The organism is Coprococcus aceti (assembly GCF_025567285.1).
GTDB classification, from domain to species: domain Bacteria; phylum Bacillota; class Clostridia; order Lachnospirales; family Lachnospiraceae; genus Coprococcus; species Coprococcus aceti.
This window is the reverse complement of record NZ_JAOQJT010000009.1, coordinates 138,690-144,518: the sequence shown is the minus strand read 5'-3', so window position 1 is coordinate 144,518 and position 5,829 is coordinate 138,690. Positions and strand designations below refer to the sequence as shown.

The 5,829-nt window shown below is 45.6% G+C and carries 3 protein-coding genes and 1 tRNA gene; all 4 read left to right on the top strand.

What is annotated here, in order from left to right; genetic code table 11:
• Positions 1–67: 67 nt before the first annotated feature.
• The 4 genes from OCV54_RS12110 to OCV54_RS12095 all read left to right on the top strand — a co-directional run bounded on the left by OCV54_RS12110 (position 68) and on the right by OCV54_RS12095 (position 5,703).
• A tRNA-Trp gene (locus OCV54_RS12110) sits at positions 68–138 on the top strand.
• Between the two features lie 301 nt (positions 139–439).
• Positions 440–1,552 (top strand): metallophosphoesterase family protein, encoded by a 1,113-nt coding sequence (locus OCV54_RS12105; RefSeq protein ID WP_055224226.1) that lies wholly within the window; start codon positions 440–442, stop codon positions 1,550–1,552.
• Between the two features lie 2 nt (positions 1,553–1,554).
• The gene (locus OCV54_RS12100; protein WP_055224224.1) at positions 1,555–3,228 is read left to right on the top strand and encodes an ATP-binding protein; all 1,674 of its coding nucleotides are present in this window, start codon (positions 1,555–1,557) and stop codon (positions 3,226–3,228) included.
• A gap of 27 nt (positions 3,229–3,255) precedes the next feature.
• Positions 3,256–5,703, top strand: coding sequence for a hypothetical protein (locus OCV54_RS12095; RefSeq protein ID WP_055224221.1), 2,448 nt, complete (start codon positions 3,256–3,258; stop codon positions 5,701–5,703).
• The last annotated feature ends 126 nt before the right edge of the window (positions 5,704–5,829 follow it).

The window sequence follows — 5,829 nt, the reverse complement described above, 5'->3', positions numbered from 1 at the left end:
AAGGTACAGAATAAAAAGTACCGGGAAAATTTAACGCTGCAGCAGGTGTTAAATTTTTTCTGTATATAGGGGATTGGTCAAATGGTATGATAGGAGTCTCCAAAACTTTTGGTGGGAGTTCGATTCTCTCATCCCCTGCTAGACAGGCGTCAGAAACCTTGTAAAACCAAGGCTTCTGGCGTTTTTTGTTTGTGAAAAAACAAAATCCGTAATAATTACGGAACGAAAATCAAGGAGCAATATACTTCATGTATGAACTTAAGAGACAGTTTTCTACTGTTGAATACAGAGAGAAAACACATGTGTATCAGACAGGAGGTATATGATATGGTGTAGACAGGGTCCGCGGCATATGCCGTGGACTTTATTCTTTATGAGCAAATTTTAACGTAATATGTTAATATAAAAAAAGAATAGAGATGACTGAGGTTGAGGAACTATGAGAATAATACACTGTGCGGATATCCATCTTGATTCAGCCCTGAGTGCACATCTTGGAAGAGAAAGAGCCAGAGGCAGAAGAAATGAGATACTTAACACATTCAGGAAAATATTCGGGTATGCTGCAGAGAATGACGTGCAGGCGGTAATAATAGCGGGGGATCTCTTTGATTCAGAGACAGTGTCTGCCACGACGATAAATGTTGTTCTGGGGGAGATAGCGAAGTATGCTGACATAGATGTGTTCTATCTGAGGGGAAATCATGACCCGGATGAAAGCTTATTTGCGGGGCGGAGACTCCCAGAGAATCTGTATTTATTCGGAGATGAGTGGACGCAGTATCAGCTTAAGGGATCACGTATAGTGATCGCGGGCGCTGTGCTGAATGACGAAAACTGCAACAGCATATATGATGAACTCGAACTGGATGAGAACGATATAAATATTGTCACACTACACGGACAGGAGCAGGAATATGGCAGGGCTCGCAACATGAATGATGTATGCCTGAAGAAACTCAGGGGAAGAGGCATAGATTATCTGGCACTGGGACATGTGCACGGAAGAAAGCTGGAAAGCCTTGATCACAGGGGATTCTACTGCTATCCGGGATGTCTGGAGGGCAGGGGCTTTGACGAGTGTGGTGAGCACGGCTTTATGATGCTTGATGTGGATGAGAGGAGGCATACGGTTGAGACCGAATTTGTGTCATTTGCATATAGAAGGCTGTTCGATGTGGAAGTGGACGTGACAGGGGCAGAGTCAAGCTCTGATGCGGCGGACATGATCGCAGACAGACTGTATCAGGAACTGCCGGGGACCATGGAAGATGAGTCCAGGGACATGGTGAGGGTATCCCTCACAGGCGCGGTAAATGTTGAGAGCGAGATAAACACGGATTATCTGACTAAGCAGTTTCAGGATTCGTTCTACTATATAGAGATATTGGATCACACGGATTTTCAGGTGGATTACACGAGGTATATGAATGATGCGTCCCTCAAGGGCGAATTCGTGAGGAAGGTCATGGGGCAGGATATGAGTGAAAATGACAAGGCATATGTGATCCAGACAGGACTCAGGGCTCTTGCGGGCGAGGAGATATTTTAAGTATGAGATTGATATCTTGTTATATAGATGGATTTGGCAAATTGAATAACATGGAAGTCCAGTTCAAGGAGGGGATAAATACATTTGTCCAGGATAATGGCTGGGGCAAGTCGACTCTTGCTGCTTTTATCCGGGTCATGCTGTATGGCTTCGACGGTGAGACGAAGAGAAATGACATTGAGAATGAAAGAAAAAGATATCGCCCGTGGTCGGGGGCTGCCTATGGCGGAGAACTGGTATTTGAGAGCAGGGGCAGAAACTACAGGGTTCAGAGGACATTTGGCGCGAAGAAGAGCGATGACAAATGCGTGATATACGACGAGGCGACTCATGCTGTGACAGGAATGTTCACGGATAAGCTTGGGGAGGAGCTGTTTCATGTGGATTCTGCGTCATTTGTGAGAAGTATGTACATAGGGCAGGATGACTGCCGGACCTGGGCGACGGATGGGATAAGTGCTAAGCTTGGTAATATCGCTGACAGCACGGATGATATAAGCAATTATGAGAATGCCAGACAGATACTGAAGAATGTTATAAACAGGCAGTCGCCAACCAAGCGGACGGGGGAACTGTACAGGAGAAAATATGAGCTTGATGGGATGCATGAGCAGGTCAGGGAGCTTGATGGAATAGACAGAAGTATAAATGAGCTGAATAAAAATATCCGTGAGATAGAAATGCAGAATCAGAACCGGATGAGGCGGCAGAGACAGAAAGCTGTTGTAAAGCATGAACCGTTGAAGCCGGAATCAGCGAAGCCAGAGGCAGATAATGCAGAAAAACTAGAAAGCATTGGAAGTAGCGTAAATAATAAAAAACGTGGCAGTAAATATATCATGACAGGATTTTGTGCGTTGATCGCAGCACTTTTATCTCTGGGAATGTGGAAATTTATGCTTGGAATAGAAGAACCTGACGATATGGCTATGATTATATTTGTTGTATGTGCAGGTATGTTTTTTGTACTCGGAATCTACTACATTATACGCGGGATAAATGAAAAGATCAGGCACAGGAAGAATAAGGTGGAAGAGCCGGGGGATGCCGCTGATGATACCAGATCGGACGGATCAGATGATATATATACAGCCGATGACGAATACGATATGGATGAGGAGATGTCGGTCTATATGGCAGAAAACATGAGACTTGGCGAGTATGCCAGGGAACTGGCGGAGCTCAAGCTTCGAAGACAGGAGATAGCTGCTGTGAAGGCATCGTTGGCGGATAAGAAAAAGGCTTTGGAAGACGATCTGCACAGATACGAGCTCAACGTAAAGGCGTACGAGCTGCTGGGGGAGGCCAGGGATACATTTGCAGTGGGACATTCGGTGCCGGTCATGGAGGCATTTGACAGGTATTATGAGTGCGTTACAGGAGAGCATGTAGGAAATGTACAGGCGGCCCCGGATATGACAATCAGGTACAGAGAGCAGGGAATGTACAGGGATTCTCAGACCTTGAGCTCGGGACTGGCGGATATCCTCGGAGTGTGTGTAAGAGTTGCAATAGTGGACAGCATGTATCAGGATGAAAAGCCGATGCTCATAATGGATGATCCATTTGTCAATCTTGATGACAGAAATATGGCGGGGGCGAAGAAATTTGTGGAGAAGATATCGGAAAAATATCAAATATTGTATTTTACATGCAGCCAAAATCGTGTACTATAGATACATAATAAATACTCAGGAGGAAGTATGTTGCGGACAATAAGGAAGGGATTGTATAAGTCGAATAACGTAAGATTTCTTGCTCTGCTCATCGCTGTGGCATTTGTTCTGCTGACGGAGATGGCGTGTGTGGGGAACATGACGGCCAAAGCGGAGACTGCAGGGGATGTGGCTGCATCTGTATATGCGGATACGGAGGTTCCGGGGGTGGCGACGCCTACCAGCGTGGTGGAGAAAACAGCACTTAAGATGAACAGCAGTACATATGTGTTTACGAACTCCACCGATGGCATGTTCAGACTCAGCTTTGCGGAGGGCGAGAGTTACTTCATTGGTTCAGGTGAGGACAGTGATACACTTATCACATACGCACTGATAAGATATAACTCCAAGTTTTATCTTGTCGCAGCGGATGACAGCGATGCAAATGTGGAGTATAACGGAAGCTACACAGACACCAGCTTTGAGATGCTGAAGTCAGCGAATTATAATTCTTCAAGCAGATATGTCAACATGAGCGTTAAGAGCGGCAATACCATAGAGCTCAAAAAGTTTACATTTGCCAGGGACTATTCTGTAGCTCTGACAGGATATTACAATGGAGTGTATTATAGCGAGGGCAGTCCGGCGACAGGACTGTTCACAAGATCCGGGTACTGTGATTACTTTGTGAGTGGCAAGGCTGTTGTGGGAGATGGCTGGTACAAATATGGCAGCAGTTCACCGGCAGGGGAGCTTGTTGACGCGGATATATCCGGAAGCATGTCTGGAAATGATGTGAAGTATATCCAGCTTTTTGATGGGCATGTTGTGAGCGCTTATCACGGCAATTATTTCTACAGCTATAATGGAACAGTCAGGATCACCGTCAAGAATAAGGCTGTCATGGTAAATAATATAAAAGTCCTGTTTGACAAGAATGGAAATGCGTACAAGGGACTCAGAACAGAAAATTCCAGAGTGTACTACTACGAAGCGGGTATTCCGGTCAAGAACGTGGTGAAGCAGTTTGGAGAAGACTATTATTACTTTGGAAGTGACGGTGCTGCGGTGAGATCGACCTGGATCACATCAGGAAACTGCGTGTATTATTTTGCGGTGGACGGCAAGGCAGTAAGGCGGATGCAGTCGGGAAGACTGTACCAGTATTCGTCGGGGAAATGGACCAGTACGGCAACCGGTGTATACGAGGTAAACAGAAGATATTATTACTTTGTGAACGGTGCGAAGAGCAACGTCACGAAGTGGTATGAGATCTCAAGGGATAAGAAGTATTACATAAGAAACGGAGAGGCAACCTATTTTGTACAGGTGGACGGCATAAGATACAGATGTCAGAAGGTGGCGAGCGAGGGCGGCTGGACGGCTGCGGTGAATGCGTGGATACCTTCATTTGGACATGTTGTGCTCCACACGGACAGCACGGGAATATCTGATGCGATATATTACAGATCGACACATACTGTATCGGGATATGCAGACACGTACAGAGTATTCTCGAATAACAGATGGATAGTAAAGAAGAATTCTGTGGTGAGACTGCAGGACAACTGCAGTTACTTTGGTAAAACAGGTAAGGCTGTCAGAACAAAGGGCTGGCAGACGATTAGTGATTACAGTGCGGCTTATGTAGGCGATGAGGGAACTGTAACTGAATATGTGTATTATGACGAGAGTACAGGATATTCCGAGTACAGAAGTGGCAAGCTGCTCAACGACAAGTCTGAGGGTCTTAAGAACGCCAAGATCAACAACAAGAAGGTGTATTATTTCAGCGATGCAAATGGACGCTGCAGTAAACTCACGAAGATAGTAGTGGGTGATGTGGAGTATGAATTTGACAGTTGGGGAAGATGCTTCAAGACAGATTCGATAAGCTGGGATTTTGATGAATGGATGAAGAGGGTTGTCAATGAATATCTGGGCAAGACAGGAATCTACTGCAATGTATTTGTGGCAAATGCGCTTAGATACGCAGGCAGCAGCACTCCGGGAAGTGATATGTCAGTCAAGTACACTGACTTTGCAAATGGCGGATTCGTGATCAGTTCATCAAATATATGCTCAGACTGGGCACTCCGCAAGGTCATCGCCAAGGCGATTCTGGCGCAGAATGGAAGCTGGGGTGAGGCGACGGATTACGAGCTCACAGCGGACAGGGAGGACTTCTCATACGATGTGCTCCTGCCTGGTGATATAGTTGTCTACTATACGAATGGAGAGCCGACCCATGTCGGAATCTATTTTGGAAAGTTCTCTTCAGCGACTGCACTTAAGCAGTATCTGAGAAAGCTTGGAGTTCCGGCTTCGGCATGTGAGGCATATGTGCATGACTGGGGTTCTAACAGCGGAAATAAGCCTGAATACTGGATCATTCAGGGTGGAATGGGCAGCAGCGATCAGGTCTATATAAGCAATTCTGCATATGATCTGTCGGGACAGTATGCCATGAAGATAATTCATGTGAGACATTAGAATGTAGAGAGATTGACATAAATGTACAGGGAACTGTGCATGAGACATGTATGAACAATAGATGTACAGGAGACTGTGCATGATAACAAAGAAAACACCATATATGAATACGGTGAGTGGATACCT

Coding starts and splice junctions, on each gene's coding strand:
- OCV54_RS12105 (WP_055224226.1), top strand. CDS start 440: ATGAGAATAATACACTGTGCGGATATCCATCTTGATTCAGCCCTGAGT.
- OCV54_RS12100 (WP_055224224.1), top strand. CDS start 1,555: ATGAGATTGATATCTTGTTATATAGATGGATTTGGCAAATTGAATAAC.
- OCV54_RS12095 (WP_055224221.1), top strand. CDS start 3,256: ATGTTGCGGACAATAAGGAAGGGATTGTATAAGTCGAATAACGTAAGA.